Source organism: Halomonas citrativorans (assembly GCF_014898005.1).
Lineage (GTDB): Bacteria > Pseudomonadota > Gammaproteobacteria > Pseudomonadales > Halomonadaceae > Vreelandella > Vreelandella citrativorans.
Map to the genome: position 1 here is coordinate 113,120 of NZ_JABUYX010000004.1, position 18,858 is coordinate 131,977.

Annotated in this window: 19 protein-coding genes; 7 read left to right on the forward strand and 12 right to left on the reverse strand. The window is 56.2% G+C overall.

Annotated elements, in window-relative coordinates; genetic code table 11:
• Positions 1-6: 6 nt before the first annotated feature.
• The 6 genes from INT20_RS06925 to INT20_RS06950 form a co-directional block, all read right to left on the reverse strand.
• Complete coding sequence (locus tag INT20_RS06925; RefSeq protein ID WP_193056662.1) at positions 7-876, reverse strand: heme/hemin ABC transporter substrate-binding protein; 870 nt, start codon at positions 874-876, stop codon at positions 7-9.
• Positions 873-1,925, reverse strand: a complete 1,053-nt coding sequence (locus INT20_RS06930; RefSeq protein WP_193056663.1) for a ChuX/HutX family heme-like substrate-binding protein — start codon at positions 1,923-1,925, stop codon at positions 873-875. The genes INT20_RS06925 and INT20_RS06930 overlap by 4 nt, the downstream gene beginning before the upstream one ends.
• Positions 1,926-1,957: 32 nt before the next feature.
• Positions 1,958-3,952 carry a TonB-dependent receptor domain-containing protein gene (locus INT20_RS06935; protein ID WP_193056664.1) on the reverse strand — a complete coding sequence of 665 codons (1,995 nt, stop codon included), beginning with the start codon at positions 3,950-3,952 and terminating at the stop codon, positions 1,958-1,960.
• 121 nt (positions 3,953-4,073) lie between these two features.
• Positions 4,074-4,229, reverse strand: coding sequence for a hemin uptake protein HemP (gene hemP / locus INT20_RS06940; RefSeq protein WP_226912078.1), 156 nt, complete (start codon positions 4,227-4,229; stop codon positions 4,074-4,076).
• A gap of 304 nt (positions 4,230-4,533) precedes the next feature.
• Entirely contained in the window at positions 4,534-5,025 is a 492-nt protein-coding gene (locus INT20_RS06945; RefSeq protein WP_193056666.1) for a YciE/YciF ferroxidase family protein, read from the reverse strand.
• Between the two features lie 202 nt (positions 5,026-5,227).
• The gene (locus tag INT20_RS06950; RefSeq protein ID WP_193056667.1) at positions 5,228-5,830 is read right to left on the reverse strand and encodes a LysE/ArgO family amino acid transporter; all 603 of its coding nucleotides are present in this window, start codon (positions 5,828-5,830) and stop codon (positions 5,228-5,230) included.
• Between the two features lie 94 nt (positions 5,831-5,924).
• Here INT20_RS06950 and INT20_RS06955 point away from each other — a divergent pair, with 94 nt between their 5' ends.
• The 4 genes from INT20_RS06955 to INT20_RS06970 all read left to right on the forward strand — a co-directional run bounded on the left by INT20_RS06955 (position 5,925) and on the right by INT20_RS06970 (position 10,688).
• Complete coding sequence (locus INT20_RS06955; protein ID WP_193056668.1) at positions 5,925-6,812, forward strand: LysR family transcriptional regulator ArgP; 888 nt, start codon at positions 5,925-5,927, stop codon at positions 6,810-6,812.
• Positions 6,813-6,886: 74 nt separating this feature from the next.
• Positions 6,887-7,978 carry an ABC transporter ATP-binding protein gene (locus INT20_RS06960; protein WP_193056669.1) on the forward strand — a complete coding sequence of 364 codons (1,092 nt, stop codon included), beginning with the start codon at positions 6,887-6,889 and terminating at the stop codon, positions 7,976-7,978.
• A 29-nt stretch (positions 7,979-8,007) separates the two neighbouring features.
• Entirely contained in the window at positions 8,008-8,991 is a 984-nt protein-coding gene (locus INT20_RS06965) for an ABC transporter substrate-binding protein (protein WP_176372234.1), read from the forward strand.
• Positions 8,991-10,688, forward strand: coding sequence for an ABC transporter permease (locus INT20_RS06970; RefSeq protein ID WP_087110902.1), 1,698 nt, complete (start codon positions 8,991-8,993; stop codon positions 10,686-10,688). The genes INT20_RS06965 and INT20_RS06970 overlap by 1 nt, the downstream gene beginning before the upstream one ends.
• 8 nt (positions 10,689-10,696) lie before the next feature.
• Here INT20_RS06970 and madM read toward each other — a convergent pair whose 3' ends face one another.
• From madM to INT20_RS06995, 5 genes are all read right to left on the reverse strand, one after another.
• Positions 10,697-11,458: a malonate transporter subunit MadM gene (madM, locus tag INT20_RS06975; RefSeq protein WP_193054694.1), complete on the reverse strand. Its 762-nt coding sequence runs from the start codon at positions 11,456-11,458 to the stop codon at positions 10,697-10,699.
• 15 nt (positions 11,459-11,473) lie between these two features.
• Entirely contained in the window at positions 11,474-11,944 is a 471-nt protein-coding gene (gene madL / locus INT20_RS06980) for a malonate transporter subunit MadL (RefSeq protein WP_193054693.1), read from the reverse strand.
• Positions 11,945-12,033: 89 nt separating this feature from the next.
• Positions 12,034-13,569, reverse strand: a complete 1,536-nt coding sequence (locus INT20_RS06985) for a malonate--CoA ligase (protein ID WP_193054692.1) — start codon at positions 13,567-13,569, stop codon at positions 12,034-12,036.
• Between the two features lie 35 nt (positions 13,570-13,604).
• The gene (locus tag INT20_RS06990) at positions 13,605-14,942 is read right to left on the reverse strand and encodes a malonyl-CoA decarboxylase (RefSeq protein ID WP_172117869.1); all 1,338 of its coding nucleotides are present in this window, start codon (positions 14,940-14,942) and stop codon (positions 13,605-13,607) included.
• 316 nt (positions 14,943-15,258) lie between these two features.
• On the reverse strand, positions 15,259-16,020 hold the full coding sequence (locus INT20_RS06995) for an SDR family NAD(P)-dependent oxidoreductase (RefSeq protein WP_172117870.1): 762 nt from the start codon (positions 16,018-16,020) through the stop codon (positions 15,259-15,261).
• 244 nt (positions 16,021-16,264) lie between these two features.
• Here INT20_RS06995 and INT20_RS07000 point away from each other — a divergent pair, with 244 nt between their 5' ends.
• Both INT20_RS07000 and INT20_RS07005 read left to right on the forward strand, forming a co-directional pair.
• Entirely contained in the window at positions 16,265-16,558 is a 294-nt protein-coding gene (locus INT20_RS07000) for a hypothetical protein (protein WP_172117871.1), read from the forward strand.
• A gap of 174 nt (positions 16,559-16,732) precedes the next feature.
• Positions 16,733-17,260, forward strand: coding sequence for an HPP family protein (locus INT20_RS07005; RefSeq protein ID WP_172117872.1), 528 nt, complete (start codon positions 16,733-16,735; stop codon positions 17,258-17,260).
• A 23-nt stretch (positions 17,261-17,283) separates the two neighbouring features.
• Here INT20_RS07005 and INT20_RS07010 read toward each other — a convergent pair whose 3' ends face one another.
• A complete protein-coding gene (locus INT20_RS07010) occupies positions 17,284-17,883 on the reverse strand; it encodes a gamma-glutamylcyclotransferase (RefSeq protein WP_172117873.1) in 600 nt (199 codons plus the stop codon).
• A gap of 64 nt (positions 17,884-17,947) precedes the next feature.
• Here INT20_RS07010 and INT20_RS07015 point away from each other — a divergent pair, with 64 nt between their 5' ends.
• Complete coding sequence (locus tag INT20_RS07015; protein WP_193054691.1) at positions 17,948-18,811, forward strand: sirohydrochlorin chelatase; 864 nt, start codon at positions 17,948-17,950, stop codon at positions 18,809-18,811.
• Positions 18,812-18,858 lie beyond the last annotated feature (47 nt).

Genomic DNA, 18,858 nt, shown 5'->3' on the forward strand with positions numbered 1-18,858 from the left:
TGACCATTACGGCGCAGCCAGTGCTGTGGGCGAGGCGTTGAGCAGCGCTTCAGCATCCTGGCGTAAGGCTAACAGTTGGTCGGGCGCACGTGGCCCAAAGCCCAGCAGTGCCTGATCATCGATAACGATTAACCGCTGCGCTTGGCCTGCCGGAGTAAGTGCCATACCGGGTAATTGCCATAAGGCCGTTGGGCCGCCCATGGCGTCTAAACCGTGCGCTGACATAATGATCAGCTCAGGCACCTCGCGCACCAACGCCTCGGCGCCAACACTGTGGTAGCCCTCCATCGCTGCAAAGGCGTTTTCCAGCCCGACGGCTTTAAGTGCCGTATGCGCCGCAGTTTGGCGACCAGCGGCGCGCGGCGTTAAGCCGCTATGCTGGAGAATAAACATCGCCCGGGTTGAAGGTAAGGGGGGCAAGTCGGCCAGGTATTCAAGCTTGTCAGTCAAGGTTTGCGCTAAAGCGTTGGCTTGTTCATGCCGGTCAGTGTAGCTACCCACCGCGCGAACCTTTTCAGCAATGGCCGCTAGCGTCGCGGGTGCGCTAACTACATCCAGCGTAACGCCGACAGCGTCCAGCTGTTCAAGCACTTCTTTAGGGCCGGCATGCTGATTGGCAAGGATACGGTCAGGCTGAACCGACAGTACGCTTTCGGCCGAGAGCTGGCGTAAATAACCCACAGAGGGCAGCGCTGTCAGGGTCTCAGGATAGAGAACCGTATCGTCACGGGCGACCAGGTTAATGTCAGCCTTCAAGGCCGAAAGCGTTTCAGCAATATCGCCGCCCAGCACAACCCAGCGTTCGCTGGCGCTCGTTTCCAGGCTGAACAGCAGCGCAAGCAAAACGCCGGAGAGCAGTCGAACAGGCTGCTTCATGCCACGGCCTCACGCTGATTAAGCTCATTCAATAGCTGCCGCCAGGCGCTGGATTCGGGATTGCCCTCGCGGCGCTCGGCATATATTTGCAGGACTAATGCGCCTTGTGCGTCAAACGCTTCAATGCTGGTGACGCCTCCATCACGATTGGGTTTAGACACTTGCCATACCTGATCAATAGCGGTGTCGTCCAGGTGCAGGGTAAAGCTATCGCCAAACAGGTTCAGCCAACCCCGTGCGCGCTGGGGCATGGGCAGCGTCCCCGTGCGGATTTGCACGCAGCCGGGGCTGGCGACAAACAGCATGAGCGGCAAGGCGTGTTGGCTTGCCTGATGGAGCAGGTTTTCCAGTATGTTAGCCGGTAGCGCCCGGGTATAGTGGCCCTCCATCAGTTGGTTGGCCTCAATACGCTCCAGGCGATGGCGCTGCAGCAGAGCGAAGAATTGATGTACGTCCTGCATCGCTCCCCATTCGCTCGCAAGGTCGGGGGCGTTGGGAAGCGGGCGTTTAAGGCGTGGTGCACTCTGGGTGAACGCTGGAGTGTCCTGGGTGCCGAGTGCTGCTAACGCGTCCCAGGCGCTGGGAAGCGGTGTTTCCAGCGCAAAGCATTTGTGCACGGCGCAGCCATGCTGGTTAAATATTTGCAGGCTCCAGCGCCACTCCTCCGAGCCATCTTGTGAAGGCATGGCATCGCGAATCAGGCACACCCAGTGCCAGTGGGAATACAGCAAGCGAAGATCCAAACCGCCGGGGTCGAGCAGTAGTCCCGTTTGGGCTCCGCCGCGCAATTCAGGATAGCCCCCGGTTTGTTCAAGGACGGCCAAGCGCGAGCGGGTCAGTGATTTTACGCGGCCAAGCGTGGGCAGATAGCTTGCGATCTCACTGGGTGGCAGGGGCAGTGTCCATACATCACGCCCCAGGCGAGCCGCCTGTAACTCGCCTTCGCTAATGGCCAAGCGCTCGGCAATATCAATAGCGGGCAGGCGCGGCTGTGCTTCACGCGCAGCATCAAAGGCTTCCAGAATAGCGATTTGTTGGGATTGCGTCATGAGCTCACCTCCATCGGGTGCATGGTGTGGCATTACCACTGCCAGTTGAGGGTGGCGAACAGGCTGCGCCCATCGCCTAAGCTGCCATCGGGGCGGTACCACACTTTATCGCCCAGGTTGGCCAGGCGTAGCGAGGTATCAATGGCGGGGGTAAGGCGCCAGGCCAGGTGTACATCGTGTAGCCCGTAGCCTGGCAAGCGCTCGTCATCGCCCTGTTTGTCGAAATCACGGGCAAACCGACCTTGCCAGCCCAGGCGCACATTACCGTTGTACAGTGCAATATCACTGCCTAAGGTCGCTTCCAGCGGTGTTTGATTGCCTAGCGGCGCGCCGGTGTCGCGGTCTTTGCCGGAGACTTCGGAAAGGCCTGCAAAACTGGTAAGGAAAGAAAAAGCGCTGGGCTGCCAGAAAACGCGGGCATCATAGCCCCACAGCTGGGCGCGCTGAACGTTCACGGCTTGAGTGGTGCCTGCCATAATATCGACCTGAGTATCGATAAAGTCATTGGCACGGGTATCAAAGTAGCTGGCACGCACTTGCCAATCTCCCTGATGCCAAACCACGCCGCTCTCCCAGGTATGACTGGTTTCAGGGACAAGGTCCGGGTTGGGTATCCAGTAGTTGTCGGGCGTACAGAAGAACGGCCCGGCACAGAACCCCGCAAAGTGGCGTTCATTAGCATATAGCTCAGAAAGACTCGGAGCGCGGAAAGCCTCGGCGTATCCGGTAAATAGCATCAATGCGTCGTCGGGCCGCCAGGCAACGCGAAAACGTGGGGAAATCTGGTCATGTACGCTGTTGGCCTCGCCTTGGCCGGTGGCATCGTAACGGTCATAGCGGGCGCCTAATCCAATGTCGAACGCTCCCGCGCCGCCCTCCGTCAGGTAACGGCCAGCGGTGAGCGTTGTATCCAGGTAGGCTGCTTGCGTATCAATGTCGGCACGTGGGAAACCATTCGCATCGCCTTCAGGACGTTGGCGGGCCTGCTCCAGTTCAGCACCAAATACCAGCGTTTGAGAAAGCCAGCCATGCTCCATTCGGTGATAGCCGTCGCTTTGCAGCCCCGCACGCTCCAGAGTGCGGCTGGCCCTTGGCTCATCAATATCTTGCTGGCTAAAGGTGAGTCGTGAGGTGATCTCGGTAGCCGCACCTGGCTGCCAACGGTGGCCGAGCTGCACATTGTTGCTCTGAACGTCGCGGTCGCGCAGCGGGTTGCTGGCATCTGTAGAACGCTGTTGCGGATTAGCGGGTTGGGTGGTGTGCTCGTCGTAATGTTGCCAGCTAACAAACACCCGCTGGTCGTCATCCGGCTGCCAGCCACCTTTTAGTAACAGGCTGTTGAGCGAGGCATCTTCATCGGCCATCTCGCCACCGGCGCGACGAATATCACCGGACTTGCTACGGCCTATTGAGAGAAGACCATCGACGCGGCCATTTGACGTATCACGACGACCAAAAGCGGTAAGGCTGCCACGTAACTCGTCACTGGCGCTTGCGCCACCGACAGAAAGCCGTACACCGCTTTCCTCGTCGGGCGCAAGTAGGTCCTCGGCATCTACGCTGTTAAAACTAACCACACCGCCCATCGCGTTACTACCGTAAAGGCTAGAGAGCGCTCCGCGGGCAATCTGGACATGTTGAATCAAGGCGGGATCAAGGAAAAAGTTACCGATATGACCCGTGGAAATATCTTGCCGAACACCATCCAGGCGGACCAGTACGCCCTCGCGGCCAAAGCCACGCAGGCTCAGCGTTTGGCCGTTGCGGCGCCCTTGTCCTGCAACGTGTAGGCCAGGCTGACGGCTTAGTACGTCTTCCACTCGGCTCGCGGTGGCCAACACTGCATCATCACGCTCAATAATATCGATGATGAGTGGGGCACGGGAAAGATCCGTGGGCACTCGTGTACCGGTGACAGTGACAGGATCAAAGGAGTGAGGCTCAATCTCTGGTTGCGCCAAGGCAGGTGCTACCAATAGAGGGCAAAACGTAAGATAAAGCGGGCAAAGCGAGTAAGCGCGTTTCATGGGCCAGACCATTCCAACAATAAGAAGGTAATAGGTGCTGGCTGGGTGCGTCGGCTACCTGGCTGGCATTAAGCTTGGGACGTACTAATAGCAAATGCTAAGGGGGCGTAACGGTCAGTTGTTAAGCCGTTAAAATAAGCTTTCCGCTTTTGGTAAAACGTAGCAGATAGCGCCGGTTTTCGTGATGAATCACCAACTGGCCTTCTGACCCCAGTAGCTCTCGACTTTCCACTTCACGTGGTGGCGGTGTTTTCTCCCGCGAGGTGCTTTTTTTCATGCTGCACATGAGATTAAATTCCCTATGCTAATGATAGTTATTATCGATAAGATATCAGCCTGTTTGCGTTAACTCAAGCATCGGATATCGGTTGGCTAAGGCCAAACCAGGGCAGGCAGAGATCAGAATGGGAATCGTGGGGAGAGGATGTGAGCGAGCCGTTACGACGTAATACGTCCGCAATAGACGATCAATAGCATCAGGGCAGTTCCGTTAATAGCTGGCTCCCCCTGCTACGAACAGTATCTGATAGTCGTAATAATGGGGGTGAGCCAGCTATTGAGACCCGTTTGCCAAGCAGTCGTTAACCCGCTTTTTTGTTAACGTTGGCTTCTGCCAGTTTGCTTAGCTTGTCATCTGTCGATTTCTCTTCTTTCAGCGTTTCGGCCAAGATGTTTTTAGCGTCTGTATAGCCTAACTGCTCGGCAAGGGCGCAAAGAGTGCCGTATGTCGCAATCTCGTAATGCTCTACTTTTTGCGCCGCGCCAATTAAGCCTGCATCTCGTACAGGGCCTTTCTCGGTGGCTTCAATGAGTTCCTGGCCTTCTTCAATCAAGCCTTCCATCGCGTGGCACTTGATTCGCTTGATACGGATATCCGACAGGCTATCCGCGACCTTCTCAAGCCGCTCCAACTGGCCTTGGGTTTCTTCAAGATGGTGTTTGAAAGCGTCGGCTAATTGAGGGTCGTCAGCTGCGCGGGCCATCTTGGGCAGCGCCTTGGTTATCTGCTTTTCAGCACTGTTCGTATCGGAAAGCAGATGAATGAAAAGTTCCTTGGCATTTTTAATAACCATCAGTCGGCTCCTTCTCGGTTAATACAGCATTGTCCGTAATGAAAGACGGAAGCCATTTAAAGCTAGCAGGGATTTAGGCACTCAAGTGTTTATAAAAGTTAAGCTTTAAATTGAATGTCAGTGGGCGCGTGGTGAAATGTTTTATTTTAGAAAGTGGTATTAATCTACGTTAAAAGTTTAAAACCCTCATACTATGGATGGGTTACAGCCCACCCATCATCAGTTGGACAGCAATCGTCAACATCATCATCGCAACCCCGATATCGATTAGCCGCCAGGTAAAGGGACGTGACAGCCAAGGCGCCAGCCAGGCAGCGCCTAGTGCCAGGGCCGTAAACCAGAGTGCTGAGCCACTGGCAGCCCCCATGGCATAGGCGCCGGGAATAGATTGCTGAGCACCGAGTGAGCCGATCAGCAATACGGTATCAATATAAACATGCGGGTTGAGCAGCGTTACCGCGAGTGTCGCCAGTATGACCGCAGCAAGAGAGCGTGGGGGCGTACCGCCTGCCTCAAGCCCGTTAGGGCGCCAGGCACGGCGTAGTGCCTGACTTGCGTACCAAAGCAGAAACGCAGTGCCACCCCAGCGAGCAATGGCCAATAGAAGGGGATTCTGAGCCAGCAGGTTCGCCAAACCAAACACGCCAGCAGTCACCAGCACGGCATCGCAAACAATGCACAGCAGAGCGACCGGAATATGATGTTCGCGGCGCAGACTTTGCGAAAGCACAAACGCATTTTGAGCGCCAATCGCCATGATTAACCCCATCCCGACCAGCAGGCCATTGCTGTAACTCTGCCACATGCTCTCTTTCCTGTTATGAATATCGCTGGCCAGTGTGCAGAGATTACCTGTATAAGAAAAACGAATAATGCTGATGTCTCATTAGGAAAAGTGATTGCTGGATTACAAATTATTGGCGGCGCTGGCCGCCGTCATAGAGCAGGGTGGTTTTGAGCGAGGCGCGCAGGTGCTGGGGTTATCGCAGTCAGCTATCTCCCAGCGGATCAAGCTGCTTGAAGCGCGTATTGGTCAGCCCGTTCTGGTGCGTGCCACACCGCCTGCGCCCACCGAGGTAGGACGCCAACTGCTTAACCATGTGCAGCAGGTGCGCTTACTTGAACGCGACTTAAAGGGGCAGGTGCCGGTATTAAGTGAGGCCGTACCGGAACGCCTGCGCTTGGCGATTAACGCCGATAGCCTGGCGACGTGGTGGGCATCAGCGGCGGGGGATTTCTGTACCAACCAGAACGTGTTGCTGGAGCTGGTGGTGGAGGACCAGGAGGTAGGACTAAAGCGCATGCGTGCTGGTGAAGTAGCGGGATGTGTCTGTGCTGCCGAACGCCCGGTTGCGGGTGCCAACAGCGTAGCGTTAGGTGCCATGCCTTATCTTGCCGTGGCAAGCCCGGCCTTTGTCCACCGCTACTTGGCAGAAGGCATCAATGCCCAGGCGTTGGCCCGCGCACCGGCAATCGTGTTTGGAAACGATGATCAGCTACAGCATCGTTTTTTGGCGGAACTTGGCGTAACGGGAGGGTTTGATTATCACCTATGCCCCTCTTCAGAGGGCTTTGTACGGCTAATGGAAAGCGGGCTTGGCTGGGGGATGGTGCCAGAGCTTCAAGTGCGAGATGAATTGATTAAAGGCACGCTGGTGGAATTGATGCCGGGGCGTGCTATTGATGTGCCTCTTTACTGGCACTATTGGCGCAGCGGAGGCCGCCTGCTAACCGAGTTAACGCAGCACCTTTGCCGTGAAGCGTTAGAGACATTGGTGCCGCTTTAACGGTCATTGCCGCTGTCAAACGACTGTCATCATTTTTGGTTAGGATAATTTCCTTTGATGACGGTGCTAATCCTATGCCCATTCCTGCGCTTGCTATTGAAGGTTTGCAGAAATCGTTTGGTGATAAAAAAGCGCTGGATGGTATCGACCTTCACCTATCGTGCGGCAAAGTGCTGGCCCTGCTAGGCCCCTCTGGCTGTGGTAAAACGACATTACTGCGCTGTATCGCTGGGCTAACCGGCATCGATAGCGGACATATTTCCCTGAATGGGCAGCTTGTGGCTCAGCCTCAGTGTCATTTGAGCCCCAACGATCGAAAGCTCGGCATGGTCTTTCAGGATTATGCGCTCTGGCCGCATATGAGCGTGGCGCAAAACGTAGCGTTTCCTCTGGAAATGCAAGGTGTTAACCCTAAAGCGCGCGAAGAGCAGGTAGCCTGGGCGCTGTCGCTGGTCGGCCTTGGCGACTATGCCGACCGCCAGCCGGGGTCGCTCTCCGGCGGGCAGCAGCAACGCGTTGCTCTGGCACGCGCCATCGTGGCCAAGCCCAGGCTTTTGCTAATGGATGAGCCGCTCTCCAATCTGGATAAAGGGCTTCGCGACAATCTGGCGCTGGAAATCAGAGCCCTGATAGAAGAGCTCGCCCTGACGGCCGTTTTTGTCACCCACGATCAGCACGAAGCCTTTGCCCTGGCTGATGAGGTGGCAGTGTTGCAAGAGGGGCGTTTGCAACAGGTAGCCTCCCCGGAAGCGCTTTATCAAGCGCCCGCTACCCCCTCGATTGCCGCGTTTATCGATGCCGGTGCGGTGCTTGATGGACACTTCGATGCAGATGGCTTTCATGTTGCTGGCCAAACGTTACGCGTCATGGCTCACCGTGATTACACCGGCCCGGCACGCCTTCTGCTACCTCGCCGGGCACTTACACTGACGTCGCCAACTCAGGCTGACGTGATTGCCAAGGTAAAAGGTCGGCTGTTTCAGGGCGACCACACCGCACTAACGCTGTCGCTTAATCAACATACCCATATAAAACTGCGCGTACATGGCACGCTGGTGCCATCGGAATCCGTTGGCCTGACGGTAGACGTCGCATCACTACGCGCCTGGCTACCCACTGGCGAGGCGCTTTCCTGTTCCCCTCTGCATGCTGCGGAGCTTTGCTAACACATTTATCCCACTATAAGGAATGTCGCATGCTTTCTCGATTGCTTTCCCGCTCTGCGCTGGTGTCGCTTACGGGCGCCGCAATTTTTAGTCTGGGTAGTCAAGCTCATGCTCAGGCGTTGACGATCTACTCGGCAGGGCCGAACTCGCTGATTGAACGTCTGGCGGCCGATTTTACCGAGCAAACCAATATCGATGTGAATGTGTTTCAAAGTACGACAGGCCAGGTAATGGCCCGGTTGGAAGCCGAGCGTGCCAATCCGTTGGCAGATGTCGTCATTTCTGCCTCTTGGGATAGCGCTACGTCGCTTTCGGAAGATGGTCTCTTGCACGCTTATCGATCTTCTAATGCGGCCACTGTGCCTGATTTCCTGCAGGCGGATGACTACGTCGCCCAAGGCGTTTCGGCGCTGTCGCTGGTCTGGAACCAAAATAGTGATACGCCGCCACCCAGCGACTGGTCTGATCTGACTGACCCGGCTTACGCCGACCAGGTAACTATGCCTGATCCCGCTCAGTCGGGAGCTGCTTTTGAGCTGGTGGCCGGCCTTTTGACGGCGACGGGAGAAGACGCAACGTGGTCGTTGCTGGAGGCACTGATGGACAACGGTATGGTGGTGCCCGGGCCTAATGCGCGCGCGCTTAACCCCGTATTGCAGGGCGCCAAGTCTGTTGTGTTTGGCGCCGTCGACTATATTGCGCTTACCCAACAGGAAAGCGGCGAGGCGATTGAAGTCATTTTCCCCGAAAGTGGTACGGTTATCGCGCCGCGCCCGATGATGATTCTTGAGTCCAGCGCTATGCAACATGAGGCCGAGCAGTTCATCGATTTTGTGCTCTCTGATCAAGGCCAGCAGCGGGTTGCTGAAAGCTACCTGATGCCAGCACGTAACGATATCGAAGCACAGCGCCCGACGCTGAATGAGCTGACGCTGATTGATATCGATAGCGAAGCAATGAACGAGCAGCGTGACGTCATTCTGGAACGCTTTCGTGGGCTGACGGGCGGGTGATGAAGTCGATCAAAGCCCTCAACCTGCCCCGTTTGGACGGGGCAGGCATCGTGCTGTTGCTCACGGTGCTGATACTGCTTTTATTGGTGGGCTTGCCGCTACTGTATATCGTTTTGCAGGCCATTTTTCCGCTATGGTCGCGCGGTGATCTCTCTGGTGCTTTTACACTGTTCGTGCCAACGCTTGTCGACCCTGCACTGCTTAAACTGCTGGGCAATACGCTGCGGCTGGGCCTTGCCGTGGTCTTGGCCTGTGCCGTGCTGGCCATACCGCTTGGCGCGCTGCGGGCGCTTACCCGTGTGCCGGGCGGCGCTATTTGGGATCTGATTTTTCTGATTCCGTTTATGATTCCACCGTATATCGCAGCGCTCTCCTGGATGTTGACGCTTCAGCCGCGTGGCTATGCGCAGCAGTTAATGGGTATCGAAGCGAGCCATTTTCTATTCTCTTTCTACGGCATTGTGTTCGTGATGGTTCTGAACGTCTTTCCCGTGGTCTATTTTGCCGTTTCGCGCACTATGATGAGTGTGGGTGGGCGCTACGCGTCGGCCGCCCGCGTTTGTGGGGCAGGCAAGTGGCAGGCGCTTTGGCGCGTCACGCTGCCACTCTCGACGCCCGGTATTGCGGCCAGCCTACTGCTGGTTTTTGCACTCACGATTGAGGAGTTCGGCACGCCAGCCACGCTGGGCGCTCAGGCGGGCTATCACGTTTTGGTGACCGGGATTCATCAGCGCTTTTCCGACTGGCCAATCGATATCCCCGGCGCTGCCGTGCTGTCACTGTTGCTTGTGATGCTGGCGATGGCCGCCTTCTACGTCCAGCACTGGCTGGTAACGCGGCGTTCGTTTATCAGCCAGACCGGCAAGCCAGCGACGGGGGAGCGCGCCGAGCTTGGAAAATGGAAATGGCCGACCTTAGTGCTTTTTTCAGCCGTGGCGTTTATCTCGGTTGCCGTCCCCCTGCTGGCCGTATTGGCGACAGCGCTGACGGGAACGCTGTCGGGCGGGCTTACGCTGGATAACCTGTCGCTACGCCACTTCGAGGCGCTGTTTGCCAATCGTGGCGGTGCCATGCAGGCATTGGGAACGAGCTTGAGCCTGGCCGTTGGTGCCGCTTTGCTCACAGGTGTATTGGGAGCCCTGGTTGGCTATATGGTGGTGCGCGCTCAAGTACGTGGCAAAGGGATGCTCGATTTACTGTCGTTGCTGCCCAACACCCTGCCTGGGGTCGTTGTCGCAGTAGGTTTGATTCTGGCGTGGAACCAGAGCCATTGGCCCATTCAGGTGTACAACACCGGGGCGATGCTGCTGCTGGCGTATGCGTGCCTGCTGCTTCCTTACCCTGTGCGCTATGCCAGTGCGGCTTTCCGGCAGATGGGGGAGAGCCTGGAAGCAGCTGCCAGAGTGTGTGGTGCCGGGTTTGTCACGACATTTCGGCGTATCTTGCTGCCGGCGCTGGCGCCGAGTCTTCTGGTATCCATGCTGCTGGTGTTTGCCATCGCTTCCAGAGAGCTGGTGGCATCACTGATGGTGGCGCCGGCAGGCATGAGCACCGTATCGACATTCGTATTTGGACAATTCGAGCAGGGCTCACCGGGAGTGGGAATGGCGATGAGCGCCGTGGCGATTTTTACCACCACGGCGCTATTGGTCGGGCTAACGGCCTTCAGCCGCAAACGGTTGCCCATCGCCAGCTAGATACGCCTTTAAAAAACGGCGCGCACAGCAAGGTACAGCACCGAAGGGGCAAGCAGTGCGCCTAGCCCGGTATAGAAAGTGGCCGTCATCGCGCCGTAAGGCACCAGTTTCGGGTCGGTGGCAGCTAAACCCGCTGCTACGCCACTAGTGGTACCCATCAAGCCACCAAAGATCATCGCAGAGCGCGGGTTGTCCAGACCGATATGGCGGGCTGCGATGGGAGTCAGCACCATCACCAGAATCGATTTGAAAAGGCCTGCTGCAATCGAAAGCGCAATAATGTCGGAAGAGGCGCCAATGGAGGCGCCGGCAATGGGGCCAACAATGTAGGTGACGGTACCGGCACCAATGGTGGTGAGCGAGACCGGGTCCCGATAGCCAAATGCGTAAGCCACGGCAACACCCGCTACGAAGGACACAATAACGCCCAAAAACAGTGCGATGATACCGCTAAGGCCCGCTGCGCGAATTTCTTGGAAGCGCACCCCGTAAGCTGTGGCGATAATGGCCAAGTCGCGCAGCATGCCGCCACCCATTAGCCCAAGCCCTGCAAACAGGCTGATATCGGCAAGCCCACGGCTACCACCGGTATGAATGCCGCCAAAGTAAGCGAGTGCCAGGCCCACCATAATCGCAATGGCTGAGCCGTGAACGCGGCCCTTGGTCAGCTTGTCGCTGACCAGATAAGAGATATACATCGCACCGCCTACCAGCGCAAAGGCGGCGATTAGATGCTGTTTTTCGAGCTGAGTGACGAACGATTCAATCATAACGATAGCCTCAGGTTAGCGGGCCGTGCGCGTGCGCGCAGACGCCGGAGAAGATGAAGAGGTTTTGACCCGAGACTTACTGGCCTTACTGGCGCTTGAAGCAGACGCAACCGCTGTCGTGGATGAGGATTTCGGATGACCGAGACGAGTGAGAAAGGGCACCAATGCAAAGCTTGCGGCAACGGCCACCAGGCTTGCCAGGAGCGCGATCATCCCACCATCGAAGGCAGCGGCAACATCTTGACTCGCCGCCATGGCCACCACAATGGGGATATACATACCGTTCCAGAAGGTGATGCCGCTTTCGGTACCGCTGGGCATTTTTCCCTTGTCCATCAGGTAGCCGCCCAGAAAAATCAGCATCAGCATGGCAATACCGACGCCGCCTACGTTGGAATTGACGCCAAGCAGCATACCCAGCACATCACCAGCCCATAGACCACCCAACATACACCCTGCGAGCAGGGCAACTCCGTAAATCACCATGGCAATCTTCCTGTTTTATCGTTGTTGTATGAAGCTTTCTTTAACCGCAGTCAGGGCTTAGCCCTTCCCCTGCGGCGCGGGATCCAGCATCAAGCGTTAGCGGCGGTGTGCTCCTTTTTAAAGGTGTCAGCGTAGGTGTTACGCAACTGATTCTTCTGCACTTTGCCCATAACGTTGCGAGGGAGCGCATCGGCAAAGAAAACCCGCTTGGGCTGTTTGTAGCGTGCTACCTGGTCCTTCAGCGCGGCCAGTACCAGTGCTTCGCTAATGGCGTCTGAAGCACTGGGGACCACCACGGCGACGACCCCTTCGCCAAGGTCGCTATGAGGCACACCAATAACGGCCGACTCCATTACGCCGGGCAGGTCATCAATTAACTGCTCAATCTCTTTCGGGTAGACGTTGTAGCCGCCGGAGATCACCAAGTCCTTATCGCGGCCCACGATATTCAGGTAGCCCTGGTCATCCATCAGGCCTAAATCGCCGGTAATGAAAAAGCCGTCATCACGAAACTCCGCCTTGGTCTTTTCGGGCATGCGCCAATAGCCCTGAAAAACGTTAGGCCCGCGTAGCTCAACCATGCCGGTTTCCCCTTGGGCAAGTGCGGCGCCACTTTCGCGGTCGGCAATCCGTACTTCTACGCCCGGCAAGGGCTTGCCCACGGTGCCTGGCCGACGCTTCCCATTGTAGGGGTTGGAGGTGTTCATGTTGGTTTCGGTCATGCCGTAACGCTCAAGAATGGCGTGGCCGGTACGTGCTTCAAACGCTTCATGGGTTTCCGCCAGCAGCGGCGCCGAGCCCGAAATAAACAGGCGCATATTGGCAACGATATCGCGGTTTAAACGCGGCGAAGCGAGCAGGCGGGTATAGAAAGTGGGTACGCCCATGAGCACGCTGGCATGGGGCATCAGATCAAGCAGCTCATCCACGTCCAGCTTGGGTAGGAACGTCATTGACGCGCCGTTGATTAGCGTAATGTTGCACGCTACAAAAAGCCCATGGGTATGGAAAATCGGCAGGGCATGGATCAGATGATCGTGCTCGGAATAGTGCCACGCCTCGCTCAACGCCTGGCTGTTGGAGGCCAGGTTCTGGTGGCTTAGCATGGCGCCCTTGGAGCGCCCGGTGGTCCCCGAGGTGTACAGGATGGCCGCCAGGTCGTCGGCCGACACCTCGCACACCTGTTCGGTTTCGGAGGCCTTGTCGACCTTCTCCATCAGGCTGCCGTCGGCGTTGGTGCCCAGGCTTTCTACATGGGCAACGCCGCTGGCGATAGCGCGGGCATGTTGCAGCACCTCTGGGCGGCAAACATAAACGTGTGGCTCGGCATCTTCCAGAAAGTAGGCGATTTCGCTGTCGGTATAGGCGGTATTCAGTGGCAAATACACCGCGCCGACCTGAAGGCAGGCAAGATACAGCATCACGATCTCAGGGCTTTTGTCGACCTGTACGGCCACTCGGTCGCCCGGTGAAACGCCCAGCTCAAGCAGGGTGCTGGCCATTTTTCGACTGGTAGCGAGAACATCGCTGTACCGGTAGCGCTTGCCGTTGAGCGTATCCATCAGCACCTTATTGGACTGACGTTCAAAATGCGGATAGAACTTGAGATAAAGATTGTGGTTCATGAAAGGGTCCTTTTTATTATCCAAAGCGCTCGCTGTTAGGCGTTCGCTTCACTGTTGAAATACTGGCCTGCCTGATTGGCTAAACGGCGAATGTCATTGGCACATACCACGCTATGGTTGCGAGTATAGGCTTCGTGGTTTTGCTCAATACGCTCCAACTGATAGAGGTAGTTAACCATCAGGCCGTGGGCCTGTTGCAGCCCTTTGGATGAGGTGTCACCCAGCCAATTCAGCCGATGAAGGCTGGCGCCATTGCCTAAATGAAAACGCGCGACCGGATTGAGCGGTTGGCCACTACGGTGCTTGGCCTCGGTTAAGTAATAGGCGGCCAGGCGCATGAACTCTTTATGCGCGGCGGCGGGCAGCTCGGTTGCTTCATGGTCCTGTAAAAAGGTGCCTAGCGTCTCTGACAGTACCAGTGACTGCGAGGCACGCTGCTCGGCGAGCCAGTCGGCGAAACCGGGTACCGGCGAAAGCGTGACAAAGTTCTTCAACTGCGGCAGCTCGCGGCTAAGCTCCTGTACGACTTGCTTGATCAAAAAGTTGCCGAACGACACCCCTTTAAGTCCTGCCTGACAGTTGCTGATGCTGTAGAACACCGCAGTGTCGGCTACCTCCAGCGGCACTTCTTCGCCATGTTCCAAAATACGCTGAACGTTGTCGGGGATACCTTTACAAAGCGCCACTTCCACAAAAATAAGCGGCTCGTCGCCGGTGGCCGGGTGGAAAAAGGCGTAACAGCGGCGATCATCTGGATCAAGGCGGCGGCGCAGGTCGCGCCAGTCGCTGATGGCATGCACCGCCTCGTATTGAATGAGCTTTTCCAACACGGCGGCGGGCGTATTCCAGTCGATGCTTTCCAGCACCAGAAACCCCCGGTTAAACCAGGAATTAAACAGATGCGAGAAGTCGCTGTTGAGCGCGGCAAGCTCTGGCATATGGCGCAATTGCTTGAGCAAGTCGGCACGCATCTTGACCAGCTCGAAGGTGCCGCCTGGGCAAAGGTTCAAACGGCGCAATAAATCCTGACGACGCGGTTCACAAGCGTTAAACAGTTGTTCCAGCGCGGCGTTATCCTCCGACGCACAGTACGCTTTGTAGGCGCTATGGATGGCGCTAGGCTCAGCGGAATAGTCGCTGGCCAGCAGCGAAAAGAACGCCAGTCTCTCTTCAGGCGCCAACTGCTGATAATGAGTGAGCGCACGCTGGGCGGTCATTATCTGGGAGGCTTCACCGCCACGCTCCATCAGCGTTGCACAGGCTGATGAGAGAGCTTGCAAGTGCGCACCACTGCTTTGTGCGGTGTTAGACGCGTTACCCAAGAGACGTGTACGCGTACTGATATTGGAGAGTAGCCCTTGAAGAAACGTCATGTTCACATTCATGCACATCGACCTCTGGATGGGCGGTCCCTTGGCAGGGCACGCTTGACGGCGTAGAGAAATTTATTAGGCGCCTTGTTATATATAACAAATAGAGGTTTAAAATATTTAGGTCAAGCGTGGCAGGGGTAGACATAAGGTGAAGGCTTGGAGAAAAGCGCGTGAGAATAGCGGGTTAGCCAGCAAAAAAGGACAGGCAGAGAAGCCTAATAAAGGGCTGCTGTACGAGTGAATACTGGTGAAGGAGAAGCGTTGTATCACCCGTGCAGCAGCATAAAAAGCAGACGCGTGTTAGTGGATTGCGATGTTATACAGGGTCGCGGTCAACATTAAGCGGCGACCATGCCTGGCGCACGGGCATGATTTCCAGGCGGTTAATATTAATATGCGCGGGCAGCGTGGCGAGATAGTAGAGCTGCTCGGCAATGTCTTCGGCCTGAAGCGGTGTAGTACCGCGATACAGAGCATCGGAGGCTTCCTGATTGCCTTTCGTGCGCACCAGGGTGAATTCGGTTTCCGCCAGGCCCGGGGCAAGGTCGGTAACCCGTACGCCAGTGCCTAATAAATCGCAGCGCAGGTTGTAGCTAAACTGTTGAACAAACGCTTTGGAGGCGCCGTATACATGGCCGCCAGGGTAAGGCCACTGGCCTGCTACAGAACCAAGATTCAAGATGCTGGCACCTTTACCATGCGCCAGTAGCAATGGCATCGCGGCGTGAGTGACGTTGACCAGCCCGGTGATGTTGGTATCAATCATGGTATGCCAGTCGTTGAGGTCGACCTGCTGCGCAGGCTCGGGCGCCAGTGCCAGGCCTGCATTATTGATCAAGCAGGTGAGCGGCAAAAAGCGCTCGGGTAAATTGCTGATAGCGTTGGTGACCGCGTCGCTATCGCGTACATCAAGTGTCAGGGTTAATACCGGCACCTGCTGTGAAAGCTCGCTCTCAAGCGCTTTCAAGCGCTCTTCCCGGCGGCCTGTCAAAATCAATGACCAGCCTGCTTTTGCAAAACGCTGGGCGGCGGCCTTACCAAAGCCGGATGTTGCACCGGTAATTAAAACGCTGGGCATTGCGAAGACTCCTTTATTGGGCGGACACAATAGATTCAGTCCTAATGTAGCCTGTTTCGCTTGGCTTCTTGAAGGCTTAATGGCTATTTGACTCTGTATCTTCGCGGCCAGCCTGGCTAGATAAGAGCACAGCCAGCGACTCAACGTCGTTGGTATGTGCATGTGCCGAGCGCATTATTTTGCCCGTTGCTGGGTTTTAGCTGACAATGCCAACCAACACGATGGTTACGTTTGGGGATATTGCATGCAGGCAAATGGTTTTTTTGACAGGGTGGGGGAAACCATCGGCGATGCAATTCGTACGGTGGTTGAGTTCCTATTGGCTATTTTTACCAATTTCTTCGGTGCCCTTGAAGAGTTTGTCGATGGGCTCAGTCGTTCGCTGGGGATCAACGCGTCATTTTTTAGCCTTCTGGTGTTAATCATAGGGCTTTATCTATTGTGGGGTGGTGTACGAGCGCTGCTGCGCGGGTCACTGTTTGGCGCCATTGTACGGATTTTGTTGGCGCTATTTATTCTTTCTTGGCTCATTATGTAATCAGTCTCAGTATTAAGATGCTTAAGTAAGCTTGCTAAGTATCTGTATTAATGGCGTTAATCGTTTCACTCGTTAATGTTTTGAAACGTATTCATAACGCTATGACCATTTATCATTTGCCTATTTGGTGCAATTTGCCATCATTTCGCACTTCTTTAGTGCAATGAGAGCGAGATGAAAACGTATCTTGGCAAAATGCGGGGCGAACGTATTCAGCGCAATCGGGTAGGTTGGCAGGATGCTGTATGGTCATGGTTGGGCGCATTTACCGGTATGGCGGTGATTTGCTGGTTAAGCTCGGCATGGCTTTCCCAGCAGTTGCTGATTGTGGGTTCGTTTGGGGCAACGTCGGTACTGATCTATGCCGCACCGGAAAGTCCGTTTGCGCAGCCCAGCCATGTGCTGTTTGGCAGTGTCCTGTCAGCGTGTATTGGGGTGGGCTGTTACCAGCTTTTGGGGGCAACGCCTCTTTCCATGGCGCTTTCGGTATCGCTTTCCATTCTGATTATGCAATTAACCCATACGGTGCATCCGCCCGGCGCTGCTGCGGCGCTTATTGCGGTAGGTGGCGGTGCCAGTGTGCATAATCTGGGCTGGTGGTACCCGCTGCTTCCTATTGGTATGGGCAGCGTGGTGATGCTGGCGATCGCAATTTTGGTTAATAACCTGGCACGCCATCGCCGCTATCCGCGCTATTGGTAGTGTCCGTACGATTGATAGTGCAACTAAAGGCGGTTTAACTGCTGCTCCAACGCGAAAATATGCGCATCATCGACGTTTAAATGCCGCAGTGCCTGGGCCAGGTTAACCAGGTAGTCACGGTTGGGGCCGCTAGGGCCAGACGCGTGAGCAATCTGGCGGGCCATATCATCAAGCGGCGCTGGGCCCAGAAAGGCGGGGTTATCGTCGGTTGCCAGATACACCAGCCCTTGCGTTTGCGCTTGATCACCCTCGTTAGTGCTTGAGTCACTGTCCGTAACATTGTCCGTAAAAAACAGGGGCGTTAACTCGCGCAAGTAGCCATTTTTCTCACGGTGATCCAACGGCGCTAACGTCTCGGGAGTAATGCGGTAGGCCATGCCGTGGCAAATAGCCCCTGGGACAGGCGTGAGAGTGACCACGCGACCAGGCGCTTCCAGCGTGCCACGATGATCATGGGAACCCTGCCAGAAGCGGCGCTCCCAACCGGTAATATAAGCACTGCGTTTTTCCAGGAAGGGAAAGTCCGCTTTCCAGATCAGCGATCCGTACCCGAAAATCCAGATTTCCGCATCTGCATCGAAGCAGTGGCGCTGCTGGTTGATGGCAGTAGTATCGATCAACATGGGCCCCGTCACGTGGTTTAAAATGCCATGGTAACATGATCGGGTACTCTCCCCTGGAGCACTCATGCGCGCTATTTTTCTGGTCGATAATGGCTCATTACGCCCGGCCGCCACCCGCAATTTACGCCGTATAGCGGCCTTGCTCAGCCAACAAACAGGCGAGACGGTGTGCGCCGCGTCACTGCTCCACTCCCATAAAATCCCGGCTGATGAACTAGGGGGCACTCCCGCACTTACCCTTGGGCCAGCCGCCGAGCGCAGCGCGGAGCAAGGGGCTACCGAGATCATCGTTTTGCCGTTCTTTTTTGGGCCAAGCAAGGCCTTGACCGACTATCTACCCGAACGTATGGCGACCCTACAAGCGCGCTTTCCTAACGTGAGTGCGCGAGTTGCCCAGCCGTTGGTGGACGAACGGGGGGATAACGATCTGCGGCTGGCCAGGCTGTTGGCTGACAACGTACGCGAGCATCTTAACGATACGCGCCCCCGGGTTGCGCTTGTCGACCATGGCAGCCCTATTCCTGAAGTTACGGCCGTGCGCAATCGGCTGGCCGGGCAGTTGAGCGTGCTGTTAGCGGATGAGGTTGCTTGCGTGGCCGCAGCGTCCATGGAACGGCGTGAAGGTGAGGCGTATCGCTTTAACGAGCCGCTGTTGCAAAACCTGCTGAATAATCCCGATTTTCACGATGGGCCGGTCGTTCTGGCGATGCTGTTTCTCTCGCCGGGCAGGCATGCAGGAGAAGAGGGTGATATTGCCGAGATTTGCCAGGACGCTCAACAGCGTCACCCTGCGCTTAATGTTGTGGCCACAAGGCTGGTCGGTGAACATTCCGGTATTGTCGATATTTTGCACTCTCGGCTATGCCAAGCGATTGATGGGCAACGCTTTCTGCTGGAGCTGCCCGCGCCCGGTAGCACACTGCGTTAGGCGAAGGGTGTAACGTTGTCCAAGAGCGCGTAGAATCGCGAGCCTTT

Bases quoted from the DNA above. Each gene is read 5' to 3' on its own strand.
- INT20_RS06925 (WP_193056662.1), bottom strand. From the start codon at position 876: ATGAAGCAGCCTGTTCGACTGCTCTCCGGCGTTTTGCTTGCGCTGCTG.
- INT20_RS06930 (WP_193056663.1), bottom strand. From the start codon at position 1,925: ATGACGCAATCCCAACAAATCGCTATTCTGGAAGCCTTTGATGCTGCG.
- INT20_RS06935 (WP_193056664.1), bottom strand. From the start codon at position 3,952: ATGAAACGCGCTTACTCGCTTTGCCCGCTTTATCTTACGTTTTGCCCT.
- hemP (WP_226912078.1), bottom strand. From the start codon at position 4,229: ATGAAAAAAAGCACCTCGCGGGAGAAAACACCGCCACCACGTGAAGTG.
- INT20_RS06945 (WP_193056666.1), bottom strand. From the start codon at position 5,025: ATGGTTATTAAAAATGCCAAGGAACTTTTCATTCATCTGCTTTCCGAT.
- INT20_RS06950 (WP_193056667.1), bottom strand. From the start codon at position 5,830: ATGTGGCAGAGTTACAGCAATGGCCTGCTGGTCGGGATGGGGTTAATC.
- INT20_RS06960 (WP_193056669.1), top strand. From the start codon at position 6,887: ATGCCCATTCCTGCGCTTGCTATTGAAGGTTTGCAGAAATCGTTTGGT.
- INT20_RS06965 (WP_176372234.1), top strand. From the start codon at position 8,008: ATGCTTTCTCGATTGCTTTCCCGCTCTGCGCTGGTGTCGCTTACGGGC.
- INT20_RS06970 (WP_087110902.1), top strand. From the start codon at position 8,991: ATGAAGTCGATCAAAGCCCTCAACCTGCCCCGTTTGGACGGGGCAGGC.
- madM (WP_193054694.1), bottom strand. From the start codon at position 11,458: ATGATTGAATCGTTCGTCACTCAGCTCGAAAAACAGCATCTAATCGCC.
- madL (WP_193054693.1), bottom strand. From the start codon at position 11,944: ATGGTGATTTACGGAGTTGCCCTGCTCGCAGGGTGTATGTTGGGTGGT.
- INT20_RS06985 (WP_193054692.1), bottom strand. From the start codon at position 13,569: ATGAACCACAATCTTTATCTCAAGTTCTATCCGCATTTTGAACGTCAG.
- INT20_RS06990 (WP_172117869.1), bottom strand. From the start codon at position 14,942: ATGACGTTTCTTCAAGGGCTACTCTCCAATATCAGTACGCGTACACGT.
- INT20_RS06995 (WP_172117870.1), bottom strand. From the start codon at position 16,020: ATGCCCAGCGTTTTAATTACCGGTGCAACATCCGGCTTTGGTAAGGCC.
- INT20_RS07000 (WP_172117871.1), top strand. From the start codon at position 16,265: ATGCAGGCAAATGGTTTTTTTGACAGGGTGGGGGAAACCATCGGCGAT.
- INT20_RS07005 (WP_172117872.1), top strand. From the start codon at position 16,733: ATGAAAACGTATCTTGGCAAAATGCGGGGCGAACGTATTCAGCGCAAT.
- INT20_RS07010 (WP_172117873.1), bottom strand. From the start codon at position 17,883: ATGTTGATCGATACTACTGCCATCAACCAGCAGCGCCACTGCTTCGAT.
- INT20_RS07015 (WP_193054691.1), top strand. From the start codon at position 17,948: ATGCGCGCTATTTTTCTGGTCGATAATGGCTCATTACGCCCGGCCGCC.